This is a genomic window from Velocimicrobium porci, from assembly GCF_009696045.1.
Classification (GTDB): domain Bacteria; phylum Bacillota; class Clostridia; order Lachnospirales; family Lachnospiraceae; genus Velocimicrobium; species Velocimicrobium porci.
The window spans coordinates 87,238-113,352 of sequence record NZ_VUMT01000001.1 but is presented as its reverse complement, the minus strand read 5'-3'; the positions used below and the strand labels follow the sequence as shown (position 1 = coordinate 113,352).

26 protein-coding genes and 1 other annotated feature are annotated in these 26,115 nt (G+C 35.5%); of the genes, 22 read left to right on the top strand and 4 right to left on the bottom strand.

The features are described 5' to 3' along the window. Positions 1–19: 19 nt before the first annotated feature. From FYJ58_RS00490 to FYJ58_RS00470, 6 genes are all read left to right on the top strand, one after another. A complete protein-coding gene (locus FYJ58_RS00490) occupies positions 20–721 on the top strand; it encodes an AzlC family ABC transporter permease (RefSeq protein WP_328597762.1) in 702 nt (233 codons plus the stop codon). After that, complete coding sequence (locus tag FYJ58_RS00485) at positions 711–1,043, top strand: branched-chain amino acid transporter permease (protein ID WP_154515619.1); 333 nt, start codon at positions 711–713, stop codon at positions 1,041–1,043. Before FYJ58_RS00490 ends, FYJ58_RS00485 begins: the two co-directional genes overlap by 11 nt. A gap of 126 nt (positions 1,044–1,169) precedes the next feature. Beyond that, on the top strand, positions 1,170–1,823 hold the full coding sequence (locus FYJ58_RS00480; protein ID WP_154515616.1) for an IS607 family transposase: 654 nt from the start codon (positions 1,170–1,172) through the stop codon (positions 1,821–1,823). Next, complete coding sequence (locus FYJ58_RS00475) at positions 1,786–2,685, top strand: RNA-guided endonuclease InsQ/TnpB family protein (RefSeq protein ID WP_331464126.1); 900 nt, start codon at positions 1,786–1,788, stop codon at positions 2,683–2,685. The genes FYJ58_RS00480 and FYJ58_RS00475 overlap by 38 nt, the downstream gene beginning before the upstream one ends. Then, positions 2,663–2,857 (top strand): zinc ribbon domain-containing protein, encoded by a 195-nt coding sequence (locus FYJ58_RS15275; protein WP_334296393.1) that lies wholly within the window; start codon positions 2,663–2,665, stop codon positions 2,855–2,857. The genes FYJ58_RS00475 and FYJ58_RS15275 overlap by 23 nt, the downstream gene beginning before the upstream one ends. Before the next feature lie 180 nt (positions 2,858–3,037). After that, complete coding sequence (locus FYJ58_RS00470; protein WP_154515613.1) at positions 3,038–3,916, top strand: aldose 1-epimerase family protein; 879 nt, start codon at positions 3,038–3,040, stop codon at positions 3,914–3,916. A gap of 61 nt (positions 3,917–3,977) precedes the next feature. Here the strand turns inward: FYJ58_RS00470 and FYJ58_RS00465 are convergent, their stop codons facing one another. Then, a complete protein-coding gene (locus FYJ58_RS00465) occupies positions 3,978–4,841 on the bottom strand; it encodes a YitT family protein (RefSeq protein WP_154515610.1) in 864 nt (287 codons plus the stop codon). A 233-nt stretch (positions 4,842–5,074) separates the two neighbouring features. Here FYJ58_RS00465 and FYJ58_RS00460 point away from each other — a divergent pair, with 233 nt between their 5' ends. The 6 genes from FYJ58_RS00460 (at position 5,075) to FYJ58_RS00435 (ending at position 11,368) form a co-directional block, all read left to right on the top strand. Further along, positions 5,075–6,751, top strand: coding sequence for a M3 family oligoendopeptidase (locus FYJ58_RS00460; protein ID WP_154515607.1), 1,677 nt, complete (start codon positions 5,075–5,077; stop codon positions 6,749–6,751). A gap of 46 nt (positions 6,752–6,797) precedes the next feature. Continuing rightward, complete coding sequence (locus FYJ58_RS00455; RefSeq protein WP_154515604.1) at positions 6,798–7,355, top strand: hypothetical protein; 558 nt, start codon at positions 6,798–6,800, stop codon at positions 7,353–7,355. Positions 7,356–7,446: 91 nt separating this feature from the next. Beyond that, on the top strand, positions 7,447–8,550 hold the full coding sequence (gene aroC / locus FYJ58_RS00450; RefSeq protein ID WP_154515601.1) for a chorismate synthase: 1,104 nt from the start codon (positions 7,447–7,449) through the stop codon (positions 8,548–8,550). Between the two features lie 65 nt (positions 8,551–8,615). After that, complete coding sequence (gene rbr, locus FYJ58_RS00445; RefSeq protein ID WP_154515598.1) at positions 8,616–9,155, top strand: rubrerythrin; 540 nt, start codon at positions 8,616–8,618, stop codon at positions 9,153–9,155. A 361-nt stretch (positions 9,156–9,516) separates the two neighbouring features. Next, positions 9,517–11,154, top strand: coding sequence for an ASKHA domain-containing protein (locus tag FYJ58_RS00440; protein WP_154515595.1), 1,638 nt, complete (start codon positions 9,517–9,519; stop codon positions 11,152–11,154). Between the two features lie 55 nt (positions 11,155–11,209). Further along, positions 11,210–11,368, top strand: coding sequence for a hypothetical protein (locus FYJ58_RS00435; RefSeq protein WP_154515592.1), 159 nt, complete (start codon positions 11,210–11,212; stop codon positions 11,366–11,368). A 97-nt stretch (positions 11,369–11,465) separates the two neighbouring features. Here FYJ58_RS00435 and FYJ58_RS00430 read toward each other — a convergent pair whose 3' ends face one another. Further along, positions 11,466–11,681, bottom strand: a complete 216-nt coding sequence (locus tag FYJ58_RS00430; RefSeq protein ID WP_154515589.1) for a chorion class high-cysteine HCB protein 13 — start codon at positions 11,679–11,681, stop codon at positions 11,466–11,468. Positions 11,682–11,832: 151 nt separating this feature from the next. Between FYJ58_RS00430 and FYJ58_RS00425 the strand changes: the two genes are divergently transcribed. From FYJ58_RS00425 to FYJ58_RS00415, 3 genes are all read left to right on the top strand, one after another. Continuing rightward, entirely contained in the window at positions 11,833–12,303 is a 471-nt protein-coding gene (locus FYJ58_RS00425; protein ID WP_154515586.1) for a methylglyoxal synthase, read from the top strand. 77 nt (positions 12,304–12,380) lie between these two features. Beyond that, positions 12,381–13,286: a S8 family peptidase gene (locus tag FYJ58_RS00420; protein ID WP_154515583.1), complete on the top strand. Its 906-nt coding sequence runs from the start codon at positions 12,381–12,383 to the stop codon at positions 13,284–13,286. A 29-nt stretch (positions 13,287–13,315) separates the two neighbouring features. After that, on the top strand, positions 13,316–13,594 hold the full coding sequence (locus FYJ58_RS00415; protein ID WP_154515580.1) for a late competence development ComFB family protein: 279 nt from the start codon (positions 13,316–13,318) through the stop codon (positions 13,592–13,594). Positions 13,595–13,674: 80 nt separating this feature from the next. On the opposite strand, the gene leuD is transcribed toward FYJ58_RS00415, so the two are convergent. Continuing rightward, positions 13,675–14,169 carry a 3-isopropylmalate dehydratase small subunit gene (gene leuD, locus FYJ58_RS00410; RefSeq protein WP_154515577.1) on the bottom strand — a complete coding sequence of 165 codons (495 nt, stop codon included), beginning with the start codon at positions 14,167–14,169 and terminating at the stop codon, positions 13,675–13,677. A gap of 33 nt (positions 14,170–14,202) precedes the next feature. Beyond that, positions 14,203–15,468 (bottom strand): 3-isopropylmalate dehydratase large subunit, encoded by a 1,266-nt coding sequence (gene leuC / locus FYJ58_RS00405; RefSeq protein ID WP_154515574.1) that lies wholly within the window; start codon positions 15,466–15,468, stop codon positions 14,203–14,205. A gap of 183 nt (positions 15,469–15,651) precedes the next feature. Here leuC and FYJ58_RS00400 point away from each other — a divergent pair, with 183 nt between their 5' ends. The 7 genes from FYJ58_RS00400 to FYJ58_RS00370 all read left to right on the top strand — a co-directional run bounded on the left by FYJ58_RS00400 (position 15,652) and on the right by FYJ58_RS00370 (position 26,052). Beyond that, a complete protein-coding gene (locus FYJ58_RS00400) occupies positions 15,652–16,545 on the top strand; it encodes a LysR family transcriptional regulator (protein ID WP_154515571.1) in 894 nt (297 codons plus the stop codon). A gap of 108 nt (positions 16,546–16,653) precedes the next feature. Continuing rightward, a complete protein-coding gene (locus FYJ58_RS00395) occupies positions 16,654–18,738 on the top strand; it encodes a hybrid sensor histidine kinase/response regulator (RefSeq protein ID WP_154515568.1) in 2,085 nt (694 codons plus the stop codon). Positions 18,739–18,871: 133 nt separating this feature from the next. Next, positions 18,872–19,134 (top strand) — a binding site (T-box leader). 95 nt (positions 19,135–19,229) lie between these two features. Further along, on the top strand, positions 19,230–20,315 hold the full coding sequence (leuB, locus tag FYJ58_RS00390) for a 3-isopropylmalate dehydrogenase (RefSeq protein ID WP_154515565.1): 1,086 nt from the start codon (positions 19,230–19,232) through the stop codon (positions 20,313–20,315). Positions 20,316–20,359: 44 nt separating this feature from the next. Further along, positions 20,360–22,018 (top strand): dihydroxy-acid dehydratase, encoded by a 1,659-nt coding sequence (gene ilvD / locus FYJ58_RS00385; RefSeq protein ID WP_154515562.1) that lies wholly within the window; start codon positions 20,360–20,362, stop codon positions 22,016–22,018. Between the two features lie 25 nt (positions 22,019–22,043). Next, a complete protein-coding gene (gene ilvB / locus FYJ58_RS00380) occupies positions 22,044–23,723 on the top strand; it encodes a biosynthetic-type acetolactate synthase large subunit (protein ID WP_154515559.1) in 1,680 nt (559 codons plus the stop codon). Positions 23,724–23,763: 40 nt separating this feature from the next. Continuing rightward, entirely contained in the window at positions 23,764–24,846 is a 1,083-nt protein-coding gene (gene serC, locus FYJ58_RS00375) for a 3-phosphoserine/phosphohydroxythreonine transaminase (protein ID WP_154515556.1), read from the top strand. Between the two features lie 33 nt (positions 24,847–24,879). Further along, entirely contained in the window at positions 24,880–26,052 is a 1,173-nt protein-coding gene (locus FYJ58_RS00370; protein ID WP_154516249.1) for a phosphoglycerate dehydrogenase, read from the top strand. The last annotated feature ends 63 nt before the right edge of the window (positions 26,053–26,115 follow it).

The window sequence follows — 26,115 nt, the reverse complement described above, 5'->3', positions numbered from 1 at the left end:
GAAAGGTACAATAGAAACAGTGAAAAAAACAATTTGTTATGCTTTTGTCCAAAGTTTGCCTATATTATGTGGTTATTTATTTTTAGGGATGGCATTTGGACTGCTTCTTCAAAAGGCAGGTTATAATTTTATATGGGCATTTTTTATTAGCCTTACAGTCTATGCAGGTTCAGGTCAATTTTTATTAATCAGTTTTTTAAGCGGAAGCGTTAGCTGGTTTAATATGGCATTTATGACATTTATGCTTAACAGTCGTCATATATTTTATGGACTTTCATTTATAGAGCGGTTTCAGGCGATGGGGAAAGCATACCCATATATGATTTTTTCATTGACAGACGAAACTTATTCGGTGTTATGCTCACTTAAAGTGCCGGACGGTATCGATGAAAAAAAGGCGTCATTTTTTATTGCATTATTTGACCACTGTTATTGGATTTTAGGCGGAATACTTGGAACGATTGCAGGAGAACTGATTCCGTTTGACACAACAGGAGTTGATTTTGCAATGACAGCGTTATTTGTTGTTATTTTTATTGAACAATGGTTAGAAAGCAAAAATCATATTCCGGTTTGGATTGGAGGAATATCCAGTGTGGGTTGCTTGTGTATATTCGGGGCAGATAATTTTATTCTTCCATCTTTAATTGTGACAGTCAGTCTATTATTGATGGTAAAAAAGCAAATGATTGAAACAGGAGGAGAACAGCTTGAATGTTGATACAAATACAGTAATTGGAATTATAGCTCTGTGTGCAGTTGTAACTTTTGGCACAAGAGTTCTTCCATTTCTATGTTTTGGAGGAAAAAGAAAAGTTCCCGAGGCTGTTACCTATTTGGGTAAAGTGCTTCCTCCGGCAATTATAATTACATTAATTGTGTATTGTATTCGAACGGTTGATTTTACAGTTGCACCAAGGGGAATCCCGGAATTTGTTGCGATTGGAATTGTAGCGGTACTTCATGTTTGGAAAAGAAATAATCTTTTAAGTATAGGAGTAGGAACAGCTTGTTATATGATATTAGTTCAGGCAATTTTTTAAAACTAAGATGATAAATAGGAGGTGGTAAACGGATAAATTAAACTTATAAAATGTTATAAATATCTGTTGAATTTTATAACTTATCTTGATAGAATAAAGTATAAACATTATAAGGAGATTTTAATTATGAGCAAATACTATTCTATCAATGAATTTTCAAAGATTTTAGGAGTTTCAGCACAAACATTACGGAATTGGGACAATAACGGAAAACTTCATCCACATCATACTTCTAGCAATGGATATAGATATTATTCGCACGAACAATTGAATCAAGTGGTGAATATAAAACCAAATCTTGATAGAATTACCATTGGCTATTGTAGAGTTTCAAGCAATAAACAAAAAGATGATTTGGAACGTCAAATAGAGAATATGAAATTGTACTTAACTGCACAAGGCAAGCCTTTTGAGATTATTAGTGATATTGGCTCTGGAATCAATTATAAGAAAAAAGGATTAAAAGAACTGATTAAACGAATCTCTCAGAACAAAGTCGAAAAGGTTGTAGTTTTGTATCAAGATAGATTATTACGATTTGGGTTTGAATTAGTTGAATATATTGCAAGTTTATATAATTGCGATATAGAAATAATTGATGATACTGAAAAATCAGAACAACAAGAACTTGTTGAAGATTTAGTACAAATAATAACTGCATTCAGTTGTAAGTTACAAGGAAAACGTGCAAATAAAGCAAGAAAACTTGTTAAAGAACTGATAGAAGAAGGTGGTGAAGACAATGATAAAAACAATTCGAGTAATGCTGATTCCAAATAATAAACAAAAAACCAAATTATTTCAATATGCCAATACGGCCCGATTTGCTTATAACTGGGCTTTGAGTAGAGAACAGGATAATTATAAAAACGGTGGTAAGTTTATATCGGATGGAGATTTACGAAAAGAATTTACACAATTAAAGAAAACTGATGAATATGCTTGGTTGAGTAATATTTCTAATAATGTAACCAAACAAGCAATTAAAGACGCTTGTGAAGCGTATAGAGATTTCTTTAATGGGTATACAAAGTTTCCACGATTTAAGAGTAAGAAACATTCCATGCCAAAATTCTATCAGGATAATGTAAAAATCCAATTTACAGACACTCATGTAAAAGTAGAAGGATTTGCTGCTTCGAAAAAGAAAAACAAACAGAAATTAAATTGGATCAGGCTTGCAGAACATGGTCGTATTCCTATTGCAAACGTAAAGTACATGAATCCTCGTATAAAATATGACGGATTAAATTGGTGGATTACAATTGGAATGGAATACGAAGACAGTTCTGCCCTTCCATCAAACGAAGGAATTGGAATTGATTTAGGAATAAAAGATTTAGCAATCTGTTCGAATGGGCATAAATATCAGAATATAAATAAAACCCAAAAAGTAAAGAAATTAGAGAAAAGAAAACGCAGGTTACAGCGTTCCATATCAAGAAGATATGAGAAAAATAAGAAAGGAGAAAATTACTGTAAAACAAGTAACCTTATAAAAAGTGAACAAGAACTTTTAAAGTTAAATCACAGACTAACCAATCTTCGTCAAAACTATTTACATCAGACAACATCTGAAATCATAAAACGAGAACCAAGTTTTATTTGTATGGAAGAATATTCCGATAATTATTGCAGATAGATTCTTTCCAAGTTCTAAACTATGTAGTTGTTGCGGAAATATCAAGAAAGATTTAAAGTTATCAGACCGTATTTACAAATGTGAATGTGGAAACGTGATAGATAGAGATTACCAAGCTTCTTTGAATCTAAAAAGATATGGAGAAAATGGTTTGAAACAATCTGTAGCATAACATTTTCAAGTTAATGCAGATATGTACTGGTACGTTAGTCAGGAATTTACGCCTATGGAGTGTACAAGAACTTGTGAGTAGTATCTGGATTTATTCAGTGCAAAAGCATACACATTGAAGTAGGAATGAAACATAAAAGTTTATAACTTTTTATAAGTTTTCAGTAACGGAGAAGAAGAGATGAGTTCTTATGTATTGGAAAACGAAACTTTAATAATTACGATTCAATCGAAAGGTGCAGAGCTTTGTTCGATAAAAGACAAAGGAAGCGAGCAGGAATATTTATGGAATGGCGATGAGAAATATTGGAAACGAAGTTCGCCGATTCTTTTCCCAGCTGTTGGGAGCTGTAAAGGAAAGAAATATGTATATGATGGGAAAACATATACATTATCCCAACATGGTTTTGCGAGAGATATGGAGTTTTCACTGATTAAAAAAGAAGAAAATGAGATTTGGTTTGGTTTACATTCCGATGAAAAAACATTGGAGCAGTATCCATTTGTATTTCAACTTGAGATAGGATATCGTCTTGTTGCGAATAAAATAAAAGTAATGTGGAAAGTAAAAAACAAAGACAGAAAAACAATGTATTTTTCAATTGGTGGGCATCCTGCATTTTTATGTCCACTTAGAGAAGGAGAAAAGCAAAGCGATTATTATATTGGATTTGATTGCGATGAAAAAGTGGAATATTCACTTGTAAATGAAGATGGATTACTTGCTTATGATGGAAATATACTTCCATTAGAAGATGGAAAGTTTAAAATTACAGAAGATTTATTTGACAAAGACGCACTTGTTATTGAAAATTATCAGGCACATCAGGTGTCATTATTAACTTCCGAAAAGGAACCTTATGTGACAGTTGACTTTTTTGCACCGCTTTTTGGAATTTGGTCGCCAGCAAAGAAAAATGCTCCATTTATATGTATTGAACCATGGTATGGAAGATGTGACCGGTATGATTTTGATGGCACGTTAGAAGAAAGGGAATGGGGAAATAAATTAGAAGTCGGTGGTCAGTTTGATGCTGAGTATACAATAACAATTGAATAACCTCCGACATAAAAATGATACCGCCAATCTCGTGACAGAGTCTGGCGGTATTGTTTTATCACTATTTATATTCTTTTTCAAGAGTAAATCCTCTTCCGTTTACCTGGCTGATTTGATTTACAATCATAAAAGCATTTGGATCAATTGAGAGAACCATATCATTTAATTTAGGAAGTTCTCGATTCGAAATAACTGAAAGAACGACCTTAATATTCTTTTTGCAATAACCAGTTTCAGAATGAAGTAAAGTTGCACCGCGGTCGAGTTGGTGAATAATCATATCGGTGATTTCTTCGTATTTTTCGCTGACAATTTTTACTTGCATTTTTGAGTCGCCGAATAAGAGAACCTTATCTAATACAATTGTATAAATTAGTACAAGCAAAATACCATAAAGTACACGTTCTTTGTCAGAAATCAGCATTTGTGATAATAAAATAAGACAATCAAAGAAGTAAAGCATAACAGAAACCGGAAGACCAAACTTCTTATTTAATACAAGCGGAGGAATATCCATGCCACCAGTAGAAGCCCCACATCGAATTACAAGTCCGATTGCGAAACCAATCATAAGACCGGCATAAATAGTAGACAATAAAGTATCTTGTGTCATCTTTTGTAATTCAGGAAAATGCTGTAATGCTTCCAACGCAATCGGATAGAAAAAAGTGCTAATCAATGTTGTTAAAGCAAACTTTTTACCAAGGACAACAGCACCTAAAATAAACATTAGAATATTAAAAATCATAACAAAAGTACTTATAGAAAGACCTGTCTGATTATTAACAAATAAAGCAAGACCGGTTGTACCACCTGTAATTAATTCATTTGGAAGAATAAACATAGTTACGGCAAGTGCGTAGATTATGTTGCCGACTAAAATTCCAATTAAATGCAAAATATTTTTTGATAAACTCCGTTTCATAAGAAGCTCCTCCTTTGATTTTTTCTAGTGTGATAATACGCTACTATGGTAAAGAGCATAAGAAAAGACACACCTTTTTGGTGTGCCGCTTTTATAACTATAGCACTCTTTTTTCTATCTGTAAAGAAAAGAAATTTTTGACAAAAGTTTTTTGAATCGTTTGTACACTAGAAATCTTTCCTATTATGAGGTAAAATAGGAGAGTAAGAAAATTAGAAAAGGAGAAAAGGAGTATGAAATTTAAAGAAATGCCTTATAAGCGAATTCAATATGAGGAAGTAGAAAAAGAGTTTGACCAGATAGTAAAAGAATTCAAACAGGCACAGAATGGGGAAGAACAATTTGAGGTACACAAGAAATACTATAAGCTAAATGATAAAGTAGAAACAATGATAACAATTGCTCATATTCGTCATGACATTGATACAACGGATGAATTTTATGATAAAGAGCAGACTTATTATGATGAAATTGAACCTAAATTACATAATTTGTCTGTTACTTATTCAAAAATGCTTTACCAGTCACCATATAGAGATTATCTAGAAGAAAAAATAGGAAAAGTAGCATTTAAGAATATAGAAATAAACATGAAATCATTTGATAAAAAATTGATACCATTAATGCAGGAAGAGAATGCTTTAGTAACCCAGTATGATAAATTAATTGCCAGTGCAAAAATTGACTGGGATGGAGAAACATTAAATCTTTCTTTATTGAAAAAATATCTAACCGATAAAGACCGTGAAGTAAGAAAGAAAGCAGTAAAAAAAATGTCAGGATTTTTTGCAGAAAATGCAGAAACACTGGATACCATTTATGATAAATTGGTAAAAAATCGTACAAAGCAGGCACAAGAAATGGGATATGACAACTATGTCGAATTAGGTTATTACCGAATGAACCGCAACTGCTATGATAAAAAAATGGTTGAAAACTATCGTAAGCAGGTAAAAGAATATTTTGTCCCATTTGCGGAGAAGCTACATGACAGAAGAAGACAGCGTTTAGGGTTAGAAAAATTAACATTTGCCGATGACAGTGTATTCTTTCAAGAAGGAAATCCGATTCCAAAGGGAACGCCAGAAGAAATTATAGAAAATGGTCAAAAAATGTATCGTGAACTTTCCATTGAAACAAAAGAATTCTTCGATTTTATGGCAGAAAACGAATTATTTGATGTAATAGGAAGAAAAACAAAGCGGGCAGGAGGATACATGACATATCTTCCAGAGTACCATGCACCATTTGTATTTGCTAATTTCAATGGAACAAGCGGAGATGTAGATGTCATCACACATGAATGTGGTCATGCATTCCAGGGATATTTATCGGGAAAAGATCCGATTAGAGAACATGCAGATATTACAATGGAAACAGCAGAAATTCATTCTATGTCGATGGAATTTTTCACAGAACCATGGATGAATCTATTCTTTGGAGAAAGAACAGAAGATTACATTGCAATGCATTTAGAAGATGCAGCAGCTTTCATTCCATATGGTTGTATGGTAGATGAATTCCAGCATATCGTCTATGAAAATCCAGAAATGACACCAGCAGAGCGTCATAGCGCATGGAAAAAATTAGAAAAAGAATATAAACCACATCTGGACTATGAAGGAGACGAATTTTTCGAAAAAGGTGGTTATTGGCAAAAACAATTACATATATATGATTTTCCATTTTACTACATTGATTACTGTTTAGCACAGACTTGTGCATTGCAGTACAAAGTTAAAATGGACGAAGACTACAAAAAAGCGTGGGAAAGTTATCTTACACTATGCACATTATCAGCCAGTGATTTCTTTACAAACATGATAAAAGAAGTAGGACTAAATAGTCCATTTGAAGATGGATGCATAAAAGAAATCGTTGATAAATTAGAAAAAAAATTAACAGCTTGAATATAAGCGAATAATAAAAGACAAGCGTACAAGGGGGAAATATGGTATGACAAAAAAATTAAAATTTTTTCGTTATGTGTCTAATCTATTTTTTATAATAAGCTTATTATCCTTGTTATACAATATGACAGCAGAAAAAGTAAACATAATCGTATTTGCAAGTTCCTTTCTAAGCTTTTTACTTTTTTACCTAATTGCATATATCGGCTGGCGCTGTCCTAAATGTAAAAAACGCTTGCCAATAAGAGCAACTACCTATTTAGACAAGTGCAGAAATTGTGGGTATGTATTTTCTGAATCTGTTCATTTAAAAAAAGAAAAAAGCGAAGCTCAGATTATCAAAGAATTTGATGAGATTGTGTCAAAATCAATTATAAGATTTGTCATATCAGTGTTTATAGTACTTTTATCAGTCCTTCTTTGCTTGTTTAAACACATGCAGTACATATGGATAACAATTATAATCATAACAATATTATATAATATATACTTTGTAATAGCAAAAGACAGATGTCCAAATTGTCATCATATAATACCAACATATACCCGTTATGGTGGGATAGCAAAGCACTGCCCATGTTGTGGAGTAAAATTAAGGAATTAAACATTAAGCAGAAAGCCAGAATTCAGCAAGAGAACGCAGACAAGACTTTTTCCTACCAGTCTTGCCTGCGTCACTAGTACAGGAGGAAAAAATGTCAGGATCAACATACGGAACACAATTCAAAGTAACAACATGGGGAGAATCCCACGGAAAAGCAGTAGGAGTTGTAGTGGATGGGTGCCCGGCAGGACTTCCACTAAGCGAAGAAATGATACAATCCTACTTAGAACGAAGAAAACCGGGACAAAACAAGTATTCTACTCCAAGAAAGGAAAATGATACAGTTGTAATTGAATCAGGAATCTTTGAGGGAAAGACGACTGGAACACCAATCTCTATGCGTGTAGTTAATCAGACACAGCGTTCAAAAGATTATAGTGAACTTGCATCTTTATATCGTCCTGGACATGCAGATTATACATTTGACCAAAAATATGGGTTTCGGGATTACCGAGGTGGAGGCCGTTCTTCTGGAAGAGAAACGATTGGAAGAGTAGCGGCTGGCGCAATTGCTTTGGAACTTTTGAAACAATTAAAAATTACAGTAACTGCTTATACAAAATCAATCGGAACAATTACAATTGATTATAGCCGATGCAATCGGGAAAATATTGAAAAAAGTCCGGTTTGTATGCCGGATTTAGAAGCATCAAGGCAGGCAGAAGAGTACTTAAAACAGCAGATGGAGAAAAAAGATTCTACAGGAGGAATGGTAGAATGTATTATTACAGGCATGCCGGCAGGAATTGGAGAACCGGTTTTTGATAAGCTTGATGCAAATCTTGCAAAAGCGGTAATGTCAATTGGAGCCGTTAAAGGATTTGAAATTGGTTCAGGCTTTCAGGCGGCGAGTATGAATGGTTCTGAACAAAATGATGAATTTTGTGTAGATGAAATGCAAAGAGTTCAAAAGAAAACGAATTATGCAGGAGGAATTTTAGGAGGAATCAGTGATGGTTCAGAGATTATTTTCCGGGCAGCATTTAAACCAACTCCGTCGATAGGGCAACTTCAGAATACAGTCAATAATAACGGTGAAGCAGTTCCAATTATAGTAACAGGCCGCCATGATCCAATCATTGTACCTAGAGCTGTAGTGGTGGTGGAGTCTATGGCGGCAATTACTTTGGTAGATATGATTTTTCAGAATATGACCTCACGTTTGGATAAAATTTGTGAATTTTATATGAAATAGTATTGACTTTTTGTAAAAAAACTTTATGATAAGTATATCAAATTAATTCAAAGGAGGATGTAACTATGGGAAAATTAAGTGGTACAAAAACAGAAGCAAATCTTTTAGCAGCATTTGCAGGTGAATCTCAGGCAAGAAATAAATATACATATTTTGCCTCGAAAGCAAAAAAAGAAGGTTATGTACAGATTGCTTCTATCTTTGAAGAAACAGCAAACAATGAAAAAGAGCATGCAAAGATTTGGTATAAATTATTACATGATGGAATTGGAACAACTGTGGAAAATCTCGAAGATGCGGCAGCTGGAGAAAATTACGAATGGACAGAGATGTATGATCAATTTGCGAAAGAAGCAAAGGAAGAAGGATTTGATGACATTGCCTTTTTGTTTGAAGAGGTAGGAAAGATAGAGAAGGAACATGAGGAGCGTTATCGTAAGCTGCTTTCTAATATAAAAGAAGATATTGTATTTTCGAGAGATGGCGATACAATATGGCAATGTGCAAATTGCGGTCATATTGTAATTGGAAAGAAAGCACCTGAAGTATGTCCGGTGTGTGCACATCCAAAGGCATATTTTCAGATAAAGGCTGAAAATTATTAATTATTAGTAATTAAAAAGGAAAACCAGCTACTGTAAAATAAACGATTCGGATTTGTTTTACAGTAGCTTTTTTTACTTTATAGGAAACTTTGTCTCTTATAAAGCAAAAACGCTCCGCGAGGATGTGCACAGATGCGAAAGGAGTATTGTTGCAAAAAGCATGCAACACGCATCTGGCACGCAAAGTGGAGCAAGTCCCTCATGAGTGAGGGATACAGGGAGTTGAGGTGGACTTGTCCACTTTGTTACTACCTTCCATTCATGTGTTTTCTGTTGCGCTTCAGGAATAAATTTGACAAAGAAAAAAACAAATTTTAGAATAAAAATAAATAAGAGAGTTCAGGTGGAATGGAGGTTTTTGATGTACAAAGTTACATTTTATCCTATAAATATAGAACAGTTTGTTGAAGAAGGTTCTACAATATTGAATGCTGCCAGACAGGCTGGCATTATACTAGATGCACCATGTGGAGGTAATGGAAATTGTAAGAAATGTAAAGTTACAATTTGCGCAGGCGGAAGGAAAAAAGATGTTTTGGCATGTAAAACTTTTGTTTTAGAAGATTTAAGTGTTTATCTGCCAGAGGTTGCAGAGCATCATATACTTTCAGAAGGAAAGAATTTTCCATTTTTTTGGAATCCAATTTTGAAAATGGAAGAAAGTAAGACGGGGAATGGGGCTCTGTTTTCCTTTCAAGGGAGGCAGGTACAATTAAAGCTTAAGTCAGATGATTGGTATATGGTGGCATTTGATATAGGAACGACTACAATTGTAGGTTATTTAATGGATGGAAGTACAGGAAAACAAATTGCAGCAGATAGCATGTTAAATCCTCAGACAGTTTATGGGGCTGATGTTATGGAACGATGCCGGTATGCGGCAGTTCATGGCGCAACAGAGCTACAAACAAAAACGTTCGAAGGATTGAATCAATTATTGCACCATATGAGGGGAAAAATAGGGATTAATAAAGAGCAAATTCTTGCAGTGTCGATAGCCGGAAATGTCTGTATGAATCATTTTTTAGCCGGAATTTCAATTGAAAGCCTGCTAAAAGTGCCATATCATCCTGGTTTCTACCGTTGGTTTTGGAGAAAAGGAAAGGAAACAATGTTTCATATGAATTCAGATGGATATGTTTTATTTCTTCCTAATATTGGAGGATTTGTCGGGGCAGACACATCCTCTGCGATGTTAAATGCTAATCTTGATGAAACAGAGAATCTTTCATGTCTGATTGATATTGGGACAAATGGTGAAATTGTAATTGGAAATAAGACAACAACAATTGCCTGTTCCACTGCAGCAGGACCGGCACTGGAGGGGGCGAATATTGTTTGTGGGATGAGGGGAGCAAGCGGAGCCATTGACCATGTTTGGATGGAACGGGGACAAATTGCAGTTGCAACAATTGACAAAGCAAAGCCGGCTGGCATATGTGGTTCGGGATTAATTGATGCAGTGGCTGTTATGTTGTCTTATGGTTTTATTGATAAAACAGGAAGAATTTGTGAAAAAAAGGAATTGAAACAATTTGAGGCAAAACAAAATCAAAACCGCCTCTGTGAGATAAATGGAGAAAAAGCTTTTATATTAGTGTTTCCATCTATGACAGAACGGGAACAGGGAATTTATATTACACAGCAGGATATAAGAGAACTTCAGCTTGCCAAAGCCGCAATTTTAGCCGGAATTTTAAGTTTATTGAAAAAAAAGAACTGGGAAAAAAAGGATATTAAAAACGTATTTCTTGCGGGTGCGTTTGGCAGTTTTATGTCGATTGAGAGTGCTTTTTTGATTGGACTTATTCCAAAGGAATGGAGAGGAAAAACCGTTGTGTTAGGAAATGCAGCAGGAGAGGGAGCAAAGGAAGTGCTTTGTGATGAACAGGCAATTCTGCGATGTGAAAAACTTGCAAGACAAACGGAAGTGCTAGAGCTTGCATCGGATTCAGAGTTTCAAAAAATGTTTTTGTCTTGCATGGATTTTGCGGGATAGCAAATAGTCCTATAACTTCATATATTATAATGTAGTAAGTATGGAGGAATGAAATATGAAGCGGGATAGTGATTATAAAAGTAAAAATTCTTTTGAAAAAAAGATTAAAAATAAACGAGTGGAACATACGGAATTAGTAATTGAAGATGATACGATTTATGAAATTGATTTGGAATGTGAACCGTGCAGAAAATGTTATGAGAAAGAAAAGTAATTGTAAAACTATTTTTAGAGGTCATGTTTACGACCTCTAAAAAAATAAAAAAAGTGGTGCCGGAGCTAAGCTCCAACACCAGCTTTCAAAAAACTAATTAGCAGCAAAGGGATTGAAAACCATTACCATTTCCACAGCAGCAAAGAAGTAAAAGAATTACGATAATGCATCCGCAATCGTTGTTTCCACCGAAAATTCCGTTTCCACAGCCATTGCCATTACCGCAGCAGAATAGTAAGATTAAAATCCAAATAATGTTATTTCCTCCTTCGTTACATCCACATCCACAGTTTGTTGCAGCTAAATCACTCATGTTGTTTTCCTCCTAAAATCTTTTACAATGTATCTTATGTCAGTAGGTTCGAAATGGTTCCAAAAAATTGAAAATAAATTTGCAACAAAAGAGGTATAATGTTAAAATAAAAAGTAGAGAAGGATTTTATAATGCTAAGGAGGAAGTTAAATTGGAAGATAAGTTTATTACATTAACAATTCAAAGGCAAAAAAACATTGCATTGATTGCCCATGATAATAAGAAAGCGGAATTGATTGAATGGTGCGAACAGCATAAGGAAATTTTAAAACAGCATTTTTTATGCGGCACCGGAACAACCGCCAGAATGATTACTGATAAAACAAACTTGCCGGTCAGAGGTTATAATAGTGGTCCTCTTGGTGGCGATCAGCAGATTGGTGCTAAAATTGTAGAAGGAAAAATTGATTTTGTAATTTTCTTCTCTGATCCGCTGGAAGCACAGCCTCATGACCCGGATGTAAAAGCATTACTTCGCATTGCACAGGTATATGATATTCCGATTGCGAATAATAAGGCTACAGCAGATTTTATGATAACTTCTACTTATATGGATAAAGAATATGATCATACGATAATTAATTTTAAAAAAAGTATTACAGAGCGTGCCAAAACATTATAAAAGAAATTTGTTGATATTGTCACTTCTGAAGTGAAAACCGAATATGATATAAAAAACAGGAAGGTTTTTTATGTAATATGAATCGGGTTGCAAGATTAATTGATTTAAGTTGGGCTCATAAAAACCAGTTTCTTGGACAGGATATAGGAATTGCAGTTGTTGATACAGGAATTGCGAATCATATAGACTTTTTTTATAATCATCAAAGCAGAATTGTAGCTTTTAAAGATGTTATAAATGGAAGAAAAGAAAATTATGACGATAACGGGCATGGAAGTCATGTATCGGGCATTTTAGGCGGGAGTGGCGAAGCTTCGGATGGAAGATATGTTGGGATTGCACCAAGATGTCATCTAATCGGCGTAAAAGTTTTAGATTATAAAGGAAATGGCAATATTTCAGATGTACTGGAGGGTATGGACTGGATTATTGCAAATAGAAAGAAATATAATATTCGTATTATGAATATTTCTGTTGGCACGGGATCGGATAAAGAAATTGATGAGAATTCTCTTTTAGTTCAAGGTGTAAATAAAGTTTGGGATAGCGGGATTATTGTTCTGGCAGCTGCAGGGAACAATGGTCCTAATCCGAAATCAATTGGGGCTCCGGGAAACAGCCGCAAAATAATTACGGTTGGAGCATCGGATGATGATGTATTAGTCGAGATTGCAGGGAATCGAAGAAAAGATTATTCGAGCAGGGGACCAACCCAGGAGTGTATTGTAAAACCTGAGATAATAGCACCTGGTACTAATATTGTATCTTGTATGAACAACAGGGTTGGGTATGCAGTCAAAAGTGGAACTTCGATGGCAACACCTGTTGTTGCAGGGGCAGTTGCTTTACTGTTGTCGAAACACCCAAATATGACGCCCAGAGAGGTTAAAATTCGGTTAAAAAATAGAGCAGTTGATGTAGGATATGAGTTTGAAAAACAAGGGTGGGGAATGATAAATGTGAGAAATTTATTGTTAGATTAACCCGCCTGTTTGAGGAAAAGGGGAAGCGTATGGAATATAAAGTAAAAAATGTAATGGAGTATGTTGTAGCAAATAAGCTGGAAAAACTTGAACCAACGTTAAAATGTTGTAAATGCAAGCAGTGTACGTCGGATATTGTGGCATATGTACTAAATAGGATTCCTGCAAAATATGTGGCTTCAGAAAAGGGGGAATTATTTTCGAAAATTATAGAATTTGATAAGGAATTTGAGCATGAGCTACTAATCTTAATTGCACAGGCGGCAGAAGTTGTAAGAGAAAATCCGCTTCATGATAAAGCTGAATAGTTAATAAAATGGGACAAGAGCTTCTTCTAACAGATGATAATATAAGAAGAAGCTCTTATTCTGTATGTAGGTTTCAGGTATTAATCTTTGTATGTCTGGTTAATATAATTCATCAGTCCCTCTGTTTTTATGATTTTTTGCATAAACTCAGGAAATGCCTGGCCCTTATACTGTGTGTTTTTTGTTTGATTATAAATGATTCCGGAATCAAAATCAATTAATACTTTATCTTGGGATTCTATTTCTTTTGCAGCTTCTGGACATTCAATAATAGGAAGACCAATATTGATTGCATTGCGATAAAAAATTCTTGCAAATGTTTCTGCAATAACGCAACTGATTCCTGCACATTTAATTGATAGAGGGGCGTGTTCTCTGGAAGAGCCACATCCAAAATTTTTGCCGGCTACAATAATATCACCAGGAGTTACTTTTTGAACAAATTCTTTGTCGATATCTTCCATACAATGTTTTGCTAACTCCTTTCCGTCAGAGGAGTTTAAATATCTGGCAGGTATAATTACATCTGTGTCAACATTATTACCATATTTATGGACCATTCCATGTACTTGCATTGAAATTTCATCCTTTCTTTTATCTAATTTTATTTATAATGAAAGATCAGAAGGCTGGCTGATTTTTCCGGTAACAGCACTTGCAGCGGCAACAGCCGGGCTGGCAAGATACACTTCTGAGTTAACATCCCCCATTCGCCCAACAAAATTACGATTTGTAGTAGAAATTGCCCGTTCACCGGCAGCTAATACTCCCATATGTCCGCCAAGGCAGGGACCACAAGTTGGAGTACTGACAACGGCACCGGCTTTTATGAAAGTCTGAATTAATCCTTCCGAAATTGCCTGAAGATAAATTGATTGCGTTGCGGGGAAAATAATTGTTCTGACACCGGGAGCGACATGTCTGCCATCTAAAATTTTAGCAGCCGTTCTTAAATCTTCGATTCGTCCATTTGTGCAGGAACCAATTACTACCTGGTCAATTGGAACATCTCCTGCCTCGGATACAAGTCTTGTATTTTCCGGAAGATGAGGAAATGCGACAACAGGCTCTAATTTGTCTAATTCAATTGTATATGTTTTTTCATAAACGGCGTCTTCATCCGCCTCATATATTTTATAGTCTTTTGATGAATGTTCTTTCATATAAGTAATTGTAGAAGCGTCTACAGGAAAAATCCCATTTTTAGCACCTGCTTCGATTGCCATGTTTGCAATCGTAAAACGGTCATCCATTGTCAAATATTTAATACCATCTCCTGAGAATTCCATTGATTTATACAATGCACCGTCGACACCGATCATTCCAATAATTGCAAGGATTATATCTTTTCCGCTAACCCATTTTGGAGGTTTCCCGGTTAGAATAAACGAAAGAGCAGAAGGAACTTTAAACCATGCTTTTCCTGTAATCATTCCTGCACCCATATCGGTACTGCCTACACCGGTTGAAAATGCTCCTAAAGCACCATAAGTACAAGTATGAGAATCGGCACCGATACAAGTTTCACCTGCTACGATTAATCCTTTTTCAGGGATTAGTGCATGTTCAATCCCCATTTCTCCGATTTCAAAGTAGTTTGTAATTTCATGTGTTTTGGCGTATTCGCGGACACATTTACAATGATTTGCTGATTTAATATCTTTATTTGGTGTAAAATGGTCTGGAACAAGAACAATTTTATCTTTGTCAAATACGGTTTTTTTATTAAGACGTTCTGCCTCGTGAATTGCTACAGGACCGGTAATGTCATTTGCAAGCACAAGATCTAAATTCGCCTCAATTAATTGGCCTGCTTCTACATAATCCAGATTCGCATGCTCTGCCAGAATTTTCTGTGTCATTGTCATTCCCATTGCAACAGCCTCCTTAAACCACAAAATATATTTTGTTTATTGTAGCATAAAAGAAAGGCTTGGTAAAATAGATAAAGGATATAAATATTATAACTAAAAGTTATGAAATGATTGAATATAATAACGGGAAAATGTAAAATAAAAATATAAATTTTAGTCTTTTAGGAAAAATAGGAGGAGTGTATGCGGGAAAATTTATCATTATATTATATTTTTCATACAGTAGCAGAAAATAGAAACATATCTTATGCGGCAAAAAAATTGTACATCAGTCAACCCGCAATCAGTAAGGCAATTCATAAATTAGAAACAAATTTAAATACAAAACTATTTGAACGCAGTTCCAGAGGTGTGATGCTTACAGAATCAGGAATTATATTATATGAGGCGACAAAAAAAGTATTTTCCTGTCTTCTTGAAGCGGAGAATCGGGTGAAACGAATTAAAGAACTGGAAACAGGACAGGTTCGTCTGGGTGCAAGTACAACATTATGCAAATATGTTTTATTACCTAAATTAGAACCGTTTATGAGAAAGTATCCAAATATAAAAGTAACGATATCTTGTCAATCAACACTTCATACATTAAATATGCTAGAAGAAAATAAGATAGAGCTTGGATTAGTTGGATCTTTTGCAAAGAAAAAAGGAATTAGATTTTATCCGTTACAACAGATTCAGGATGTATTTGTTGCTTCTCCGAGTTATTTAAAACGAATGGGGTTAGAAACATATAGAGAGGATGATGCTCTTTTTGAAAAAGCAAATATTATGTTGCTGGAAACGGAAAATATATCCAGGCAGTATATAGAGGATTATTTTAAAAAGTATAAAATAGATGTAAAACATGTTTTAGAAATAGGAACCATGGACTTATTAATTGAATTTACCAAATTAGGGCTTGGTGTCGCTTGTGTTATTAAAGAATTTGTTGAGGAAGAATTAACAACAGGGACGTTGATAGAACTGCCATTAAAAAATAAAATAGAACAAAGAGAGATTGGGTTGGCATATTGTGAACAGACAGTTTTGACAGAGGCGACAAAAAAATTTTTAGAGGATAGTAAGTTTTTTTGAAAGTATATCTCTAAATTATGCTATAATAACCTCATCAAGACAAAATGCTTTAGATAAGTGGAACTAAATTGCAGAGAAATCAATAGAAGATATGGAGAGAATATCTATATGAGAAATTTTTGGGAAATTATAAAAAAGTATAGGCAATTTTTAATCATGCAATTGCTTATTTTTCTGGGTGCGATTATTATAATATATTTGACTTATATGGATACTTATCAGATGATGAGAAAAAAAACAGATACAATTGGAATGAATGCGGTTTCCAGTGTTGCCGCATATTCCATTACTAAAATTGAACAAAATAAAAGTACCTTGGAAACTGCTTCTATTACGATTGAGTCAATGTGTGAGCAAGGTGCCGATAATGAAGAAATTCAAGAAATGTTACGGAAGATGTCAAAGAATATAAAGGAGCATATTGATGAAGGATTAGGTGGGTTTTATGGAAGTTTTGATAATAAGTTGGTTACAAGCTCCGGGTGGTGTCCAACCGGGGAGTACGATTTGAAAAAACGACCATGGAATATCGCAGGAAAAGTAATTGATGATAGAATTTATATTGTAAATCCTTATGTTGATGCACAAACAGGAGCCGTAGTCGTCAGTTTAAGCAAGGCGTTAAATGCCGGAAAGGATGTTTTGGTAGTTGATGTAAAATCGGAACTTTTTCAGCAGGCAATCGAAGAAATAAATCTTGTCAGCGCAGGGGAAGTTTGCATCGTAAGTAAGGATGGAACGATGGTTGCAAGTCAGAATCCAGAGGAAATCGGGAAAAATATTCATGATGTGTCAGAATATCCAGTGGATCAAATTATGGAAATTGTTACGAAAAAGAATACAGAAAAAGGCGTATATATAGAGGAAAATCGTTTGACTGTATTTAGTAAAAAGATTTGTAATGGGTTATATGCTTTGATATTAGTAGATGGAGGTGACTTGTACCATGATATTCATCTGATGATGATAAAGTTATTAGCTTCGTTTGGTCTTTTGGTTTGTATCATAAGTATTTCTTATACAAAGGTCTATGAGAATCGGTTAAAGGCAGAACAGGCATCGGAGGCAAAAAGTAATTTTTTATCAAATATGTCACATGAAATGCGAACCCCATTAAATGGAATTATTGGAATGCAGAATTTGATGAAAAAAGCAGATTCGCTTGAGGATATGAAGGAATACTTAGATAAAGCGAGCTTGTCTGCTAACCAATTGTTACATGTAATAAATGATGTACTTGATATGTCCAGAATTGAGAGTGGTAAAATTGTGTTAGAAAAAGAACCTGTATTTCGGGAAGAGGTATTTAGTTATGTGAAAGAAATTATGATTCCATTAGCAGAAGAAAAACAGATTAAGATTGCTTTTATTATGGAAGATGAAGGGGAAGAAGCAGTTATTCTAAGTGATAAAAAGAGAAATATTCAAGTTTTATTGAATATTGTTTCAAATGCGATAAAATATACAGAGAGTGGTGGACAGATTCGATGTATCTGTAGAAGAAAAAAAATTGGAGAAAATACACTTTTAGTAGAAGAAATCGTGGAGGATACGGGAATTGGAATGAGTGAAGAGTTTTTATCCCGTGTATTTACTCCTTATGAGCAGGAAAAAACATCTTATGCTCAGACAGGAAGCGGACTTGGACTTGTAATTACAAAACGGCTGGTCGAGTTAATGGGAGGAACAATCCGAATTGACAGCAAGGTTGGTGAAGGTACAAAAGTTTCTTTGAGATATGAATTTGAATTATATAAGGGTGAATGTAAAAGTAAGAATGAAGAATTTAAAGATGATCCAGAACAAAAGCTGTATAAAGAAAAGAGGGCATTGGTAGTGGAGGACAACGAACTGAATAGTGAAATTGCCTGTTTTATTTTGTCATCTTATGGAATAATTACGGATATTGCTTTGGATGGGAGGGAGGCAGTTGAAAAATTCCGAAATTCTTCTTGCTATTATTATGATATCATTTTTATGGATATTATGATGCCAACGCTGAATGGAATTGAAGCAACAAAAATAATCCGGAAATTGAAACGTGATGATGCGGGAAAAGTACCAATTGTTGCAATGACAGCAAATGCTTTTGCAGAAGATATACACGAAACATTAAAAAACGGAATGAATGCTCATATATCAAAGCCATTTACGGAGAAAGATTTTAAACAAGTTTTAGAAAAATTGTTATAAAATTTAACAGGAAAGTAAATATTATCTATCAGATTACTTCTTTGCACTCTCACGACGCAGTGCTAAAATTTTTAGACATTTTTGCTTGACAGTGCTAAATATTATGATTATACTAGTTAATAATTAAAAATTGACATCAGCATTGATAGGGAATAGTACATAATATGGAACGCACAGAGAGAAGATGGTAGGAAGAATCCTGTGGTGAGAATCTTCGGGATATACTATGGAAAGTGGCCCTTGAGCTTTGAAGGAGAACAAAAAAGAATTCTTTTTTCAGTAGACTTCAACGTGACCTGACGTTACACGGGAAGGACAGAATATCAATTTATGTCTGATGAGGGCAGAGAGATTCTCTGAATTTAGGTGGTACCGCGGACAATGTTCGCCCTAAGCTTATAGGCTTAGGGCGATTTTCTTATATATTCCAATAAATTTATCAATAAGCTGAGTATTTAAAAGTCGAATAAATAAGGAAAGGAACGAAGTGAATGGAGTATAAAATAGCTGTAATTCCAGGAGATGGAATAGGACCGGAGATAATAAGGGAAGCAAAAAAAGTCTTAGATCAAATTGGAAAACAATATGGACACATATTTTCTTATGAGGAATTGCTATTAGGGGGAGCATCCATTGATGCTTATGGAATTCCGCTTACGGATGATACAATTGAAAAGGCAAAAAAAAGTGACTCTGTTTTAATGGGGTCAATTGGAGGTAATACGACAACGTCACGGTGGTATCAGCTGGAGCCGTCGAAAAGGCCGGAAGCCGGTTTATTAAAGTTACGAAAATCTCTCAATTTGTTTGCGAATTTAAGACCGGCTTTGCTATTTGAGGAATTAGCGGAAGCCTGCCCATTAAGGAAAAGTATAATAGAAAATGGTTTTGACATGGTTATTGTCAGAGAATTAACGGGTGGTCTTTATTTTGGCAATCGAAAAACAGTAATTGAACAGGGGGAGAGGAAAGCCTATGATGAGCTGACTTATACAGAAACCGAAATCAGACGAATTGCGAAAAGGGCATTTGAGATTGCAGGAAAAAGAAGAAAGAAAGTTACCAGTGTTGATAAAGCAAATGTTTTGGACTCATCCCGGTTGTGGAGAAATGTAGTAGAAGAAGTAAAAAAAGAATACCAGGATATCGAATTAGAGCATATGTTAGTCGATAATTGTGCAATGCAGCTTGTGAAAAATCCCGGACAATTTGATGTGATTCTTACAGAAAATATGTTTGGCGATATTTTATCGGACGAGGCAAGTATGATAACGGGATCTATTGGCATGTTATCATCTGCAAGTTTAAATGATACAAAATTAGGACTATATGAACCAAGCCATGGTTCTGCACCAGATATTGCAGGAAAAAATATTGCGAATCCGATTGCAACCATTTTATCGGCGGCTATGATGCTTCGTTATTCTTTTGATTTAGAGAAAGAGGCTGATGCAATTGAACTGGCAGTAAAACAAGTGTTAGAAGATGGCTATCGTACAATTGATATAATGTCAGATGGCATGAAGCAAGTAGGAACCGAAGAAATGGGAACGCAGATAGCTCAAAAAATAAAATAATTGATAAGGTAAAAAAATGGAACCAGGAAAAGGGGTAGATTAGTATGAGAAGTGATTCAGTAACAAAGGGAATACAGCAGGCACCACATAGGTCATTGTTTCATGCTTTGGGAATGACAAAAGAAGAATTAGAAAAACCACTCGTTGGCATTGTCAGTTCCTATAATGAAATTGTACCAGGGCATATGAATCTGGATAAAATTGTAGAGGCAGCTAAATTGGGAGTTGCAATGGCAGGAGGTACTCCGGTTGTATTTCCAGCAATTGCGGTTTGCGATGGAATTGCAATGGGGCATGTAGGAATGAAATATTCGCTTGTAACGAGGGATTTGATTGCAGATTCTACAGAAGCTATGGCAATGGCACATGCTTTTGATGCTTTAGTTATGGTGCCAAATTGTGATAAAAATGTACCGGGCTTATTGATGGCGGCAGCAAGAGTGAATATTCCGACTATTTTTGTATCGGGAGGTCCTATGCTGGCAGGACATGTGAAAGGGAAAAAGCGAAGCCTTTCTAGCATGTTTGAGGCAGTTGGCTCTTATGCAGCCGGAACTATGACAGAAGAAGAGGTAGAAGAATTTGAGCAAAATGTATGTCCAACCTGTGGTTCCTGTTCAGGAATGTATACAGCGAATTCTATGAACTGCCTGACAGAGGCAATTGGTATGGGGTTACAGGGAAATGGTACGATTCCTGCAGTTTATTCAGAACGAATTGCACTTGCGAAACATGCAGGAATGAAAGTAATGGAGCTATGGGAAAAGAATATAAGACCGAGGGACATTTTAACCGAAAAAGCATTTCATAATGCACTTACCGTTGATATGGCATTAGGATGTTCTACAAATACAATGCTTCATTTACCGGCAATTGCTTATGAAGTAGGAATTGACTTAAATTTAGATATTGCAAATGAAATAAGTGCGAAAACTCCAAATTTATGTCATCTTGCACCAGCTGGATCTACTTATATGGAGGATTTAAATGAGGCTGGTGGTGTATATGCGGTTATGAACGAGTTAAACAAAAAGAAACTTTTATATACTGATTTAATTACAGTTACTGGAAAGACTGTCAAAGAAAATATAGAACGATGTGTGAACCGCAATACGGAAGTAATTCGTCCAATTGAAAGACCATATAGTGAAACAGGAGGAATTGCCGTATTAAAGGGGAATTTGGCACCGGATTCGGGTGTTGTCAAACGTTCTGCCGTAGTGCCGGAAATGATGGTTCATGAAGGTCCTGCCCGTGTATTTGATTGTGAAGAAGATGCAATTCATGCAATCAAAAGCGGGAAAATTGTAGCAGGAGATGTTGTAGTAATTCGTTATGAAGGTCCAAAAGGTGGACCTGGAATGAGGGAGATGCTTAATCCGACTTCTGCAATTGCCGGCATGGGACTTGGTTCAAGTGTTGCATTAATTACAGATGGACGGTTTTCCGGAGCTTCAAGAGGAGCATCAATTGGACATATTTCTCCGGAAGCTGCAGTTGGAGGTCCGATTGCACTTGTAGAAGAAGGAGATCGAATTAAAATTAATATTCCTGAAAATCGCCTGGAGCTTGATATATCAGAAGAAGAAATGGAACGACGCAGAAAGTTATGGAAGCCGGTAGAACCGAAAGTTACAACTGGTTATTTGGGTCGGTATGCGAAAATGGTTACATCAGGTAACAGGGGTGCAATTTTAGAGTAGGAAATAAAAGAAGTGGAGGTGCCAAATGAAATTAACAGGATCGGAAATCGTAATAGAATGTTTAAAAGAGCAAGGTGTAGATACTATTTTTGGGTATCCGGGTGGAACAATTTTAAATATATATGATGCATTATATAAACATAGCAATGAGATTCATCATATTTTGACATCTCATGAACAGGGAGCAGCACATGCAGCAGATGGATATGCGAGAGCGACTGGAAAAGTAGGAGTATGTATGGCGACATCAGGACCGGGTGCCACCAATCTTGTAACCGGAATTGCGACTGCTTATATGGATTCTGTTCCACTTGTTGCGATTACGGCAAATGTTGCAGTTTCGTTACTTGGAAAAGATAGTTTTCAGGAAATTGATATTGCGGGTGTTACAATGCCAATTACAAAACATAATTTTATTGTAAAAGATGTAAATTTGTTAGCAGATACGATTCGCCGTGCATTTACGATTGCAAAGACCGGGCGTCCGGGTCCTGTTTTGGTAGACATTGCAAAAGATGTTACGGCAAATGAAGCTGAATATGAAAGAAAGATACCAAAGCAAATAGAACGTTCTGCTGACAGGATTAAGGAAGGCGACATCGAAATGGCAGTTCAGATGATATGCAAATCAAAAAAACCATTTATTTTCATAGGTGGCGGAGCTGTTATTTCGGAAGCGAACGAGGAGCTTGTTAAATTTGCACATAAAGTAGATGCTCCTGTAACAGATTCTCTCATGGGAAAAGGAGCATTTCCGGGAACTGATTTATTATATACAGGCATGCTTGGTATGCATGGGACGAAAACATCCAATTTTGGTGTAACGGCATGTGATCTTTTGATTACAATTGGTGCCAGGTTTAGTGACAGAGTTGTAGGAAATGCCAAGAAATTTGCAAAAAATGCAAAAATACTGCAAATCGATGTGGACCCGGCAGAAATTAATAAAAATGTTATGACGGATGCAAGCATTATTGGTGATGTAAAAGTAGTTTTAGAAAAATTGAATCGAAAGATTGGCCAGTTATGCCATAAAGAATGGATTGAAGAAATTAATGACTTAAAGAAGAAGCATCCGCTTAGTTATGAAGAAGAACAATTAACAGGCCCTTATATTATAGAAGAATTATATAAAATTACAAATGGAGATGCGATTATTACAACGGAGGTTGGTCAGCATCAAATGTGGGCTGCCCAATATTATAAATATACGAAGCCTCGTACTCTAATTACATCAGGAGGTCTTGGTACGATGGGATATGGTTTAGGGGCATGTATCGGTGCGAAGCTTGCATGTCCAAAGAAAATAGTGGTTAATATTGCGGGGGATGGCTGTTTTCGAATGAACATGAATGAAATTGCGACAGCAGTTCGGTATCAGGTTCCAATTATTCAGATTGTTATTAATAACCATGTGCTTGGAATGGTAAGACAATGGCAAAATCTGTTCTATGGTGGCAGGTATTCGAATACGATTTTAAATGACAAAGTGGATTTTGTGAAGTTAGCAGAAGCAATGGGTGCCGAGGGAATCCGCGTCACAAAAAAAGAAGAAGTTGCACCGGCAATTGAAAGGGCAATTGCGCTTCAAAGACCAGTTGTATTAGACTGTGAGATTCATTGTGATGATAAAGTATTTCCAATGGTGCCGGCAGGTGCTGCGATTGAAGAAGCATTTGATGCCACTGATTTGAAGAAAGATTAAAAAAGATTCCGGGGAGCGAATGAAAGGAGATTAATAAGATATGGGAAGAATTTATAATTTCTCTGCAGGTCCGGCAGTATTGCCGGAGGAGGTTTTGAAGGAAGCACAGGAGGAAATGCTTGATTACAGAGGATGTGGGATGTCTGTAATGGAAATGAGTCACCGTTCGAAAGCGTTTGAGCAGATTATTACGGAAGCTGAGCAGGATATTCGTGATTTATTACATATTTCAGAAGAGTATGAAGTATTGTTTCTTCAGGGTGGAGCATCTACTCAGTTTGCAATGATACCAATGAATTTGATGAAAAATAAAAAAGCAGAATATATTATTACTGGACAGTGGGCGAAAAAAGCATTTAAAGAAGCGTGTATATATGGGGATGCGAGAGCGATTGCCTCTTCGGAGGATAAGACTTTTAGCTATATACCGGATTGCTCCAATCTTCCGATTCGTGAAGATGCAGACTATGTTTATATTTGTGAAAATAATACAATTTATGGTACGAAATTTAAAACACTTCCAAATACAAATGGAAAACCTTTGGTAGCAGATGTTTCTTCCTGTTTTTTGTCTGAGCCGATGGAGGTTGAGAAGTATGGGCTTATTTATGGAGGAGCACAAAAAAATATCGGACCTGCTGGTGTTGTAATTGTAATTATTCGTAAAGATTTGATTTCAGAGGAACCATTGACTGGAACGCCAACTATGTTAAGATATAAGATTCATGCAGATGCGAAGTCACTTTATAATACACCTCCAGCTTATGGAATCTATATCTGTGGAAAGGTCTTTAAGTGGCTTAAAAATATAGGTGGTTTGGAAATAATCCAAAAGAAAAATGAGGAAAAAGCAAAATTATTATATGAGTTTTTAGATCAGAGCAGGTTATTTAAGGGAACCGTAAGGAAGGAAGACCGGTCACTTATGAATGTTCCATTTGTGACAGGTGATAAAGAACTGGATGCTAAGTTTGTGAAAGAAGCAAAGGAAGCAGGTCTTGAGAATTTAAAAGGTCATCGCACGGTAGGTGGTATGCGGGCAAGTATTTATAATGCAATGCCAAAGGAAGGTGTTGAAAAGCTTGTTGAATTTATGGAAAATTTTGAAAAAGTAAATAGATAATTGGTATTTGATATTATGAGAGGAGTATAAATGATGTTTCATATAAAATGTTTAAATCCAATTTCTGAATTTGGAATGAAAGAGTTGACAGAGAAGTATAGGCAGGTAGAGGACTTAGGTGAGGCACAGGCAGTTTTGGTTCGTAGTGCTTCTATGCATGAAATTACAGTTTCTGAGAAACTGCTTGCTGTTGCAAGGGCAGGGGCAGGTGTTAATAATATTCCTTTAGAGGAGTTTGCGAAGAAAGGGATTGTTGTTTTTAATACACCGGGGGCAAATGCAAATGGAGTCAAGGAGCTTGTTGTTGCAGGACTTATGCTTGCTTCTCGTGATTTAGTTGGCGGGATGAGATGGATTAGTCAGAATCGTGATGATGAGAATATTAATAAGACAATGGAAAAGGCAAAAAAGGCATTTGCAGGAAAAGAAGCGAAAGGCAAAAAATTAGGAGTTATTGGACTTGGGGCAATTGGTGTATTGGTTGCAAATGCCGGTCAGGCACTCGGGATGGAGGTCTATGGGTGTGATCCTTTTTTATCTGTTGAGCATGCTTTGGAGCTGTCAAGAAATGTATCTTTAGTTGATTCAAATGAGGATATTTTCAGACAGTGTGATTATATTTCTGTTCATGTTCCTCTGTTGGAAGATACGAAAGGCATGATTAATAAAGATACGATGGAGATAATGAAAGATGGCGTAATTATTCTGAATTTTGCAAGAGATTTACTTGTGAATGATGAGGACATGGAGCAGGCATTGAGTTCAGGAAAAGTTGCTAAGTACGTGACGGATTTTCCAAATTCGAAAACAGCGAATATGGATGGCGTTATTGCGTTTCCACATTTAGGAGCTTCTACGGAAGAGTCAGAAGATAATTGTGCTAAGATGGCAGTAAAAGAAATTATGGACTATTTGGAATATGGTATTATTAAAAATTCAGTGAATTATCCAAATTGTGATGTTGGATTCTGCAATTCTGTATGTAGAATTACAATTTGTCATTTGAATATTCCGAATATGTTATCTCAATTTACTGCTGCATTGTCAGAATGTGGTATTAATATTGATAATTTGGTAAATAAATCGAAGGGTGAATTTGCCTATACTGTAATTGATACTGGAGTTATTCCATCTGATTCTACACTAGAGAAAATAAAGAAAATTGAAGGAGTACGAAAAGTTAGAATATTAAACTATACTAATTAAATGAAAGTGGCAGGGACTGTTGCAAAAGCAGATGAAGAATTGACTGGAGCAATGGTCCCGTTT